At 32.6% G+C, this 585-nt stretch carries 1 protein-coding gene; it reads right to left on the reverse strand.

Annotated features, from left to right (window positions below; genetic code table 11):
* Positions 1-419: 419 nt before the first annotated feature.
* A partial coding sequence (locus tag AC1DSE_RS36205) for an IS3 family transposase (protein WP_477529241.1) occupies positions 420-585 on the reverse strand: 166 nt, incomplete at its 5' end.

Genomic DNA, 585 nt, shown 5'->3' on the forward strand with positions numbered 1-585 from the left:
ATATTTACATCTAAAATCTTCTTAGCAGAATTATATCTAACTAACTCAATCGATGTGTCAATAACATTTGAACTAGAAATATATTTGTCGTTAATATATGTTTCCATTAAGTAATTCGTAGGTACAGCCACCCTTAATTTAATTTCATCACTAATAAAAGGGATTATCCACAATAAAGTAAAGGGTATCAATAATAGTATAGTGAGGATTCCTTCTTCAGACCTCCACTTATCTTTCATAAAGAACAGACAAATAGCAAATAAAATTGACAAAAATGAAAATACAAAAACATAATAAATCAAGAAAGGAGCTATAATAACGATTGGTAATATATAACTAATAATATATGAAAAAACCCAAATGATATAACATGGGACTGACCCCCATTTGTGAGACAGGGATCAAAACACCTTTCAAGTTTAAACGGCCAATCGCCTATAATCAACCGGCGACTGGTTATTTAGTTTCGTTTGAATACGAATTGCGTTATAGTAAGTGATGTAGTCTCGAACGGTCTGTTCAACGATTGCAGTCGTTGTATGGGTCAACCCTTCGAGGTAGAACGTTTCAGACTTTAGTGTGGAA

This window comes from Paenibacillus sp. 01L418, from assembly GCF_056400045.1.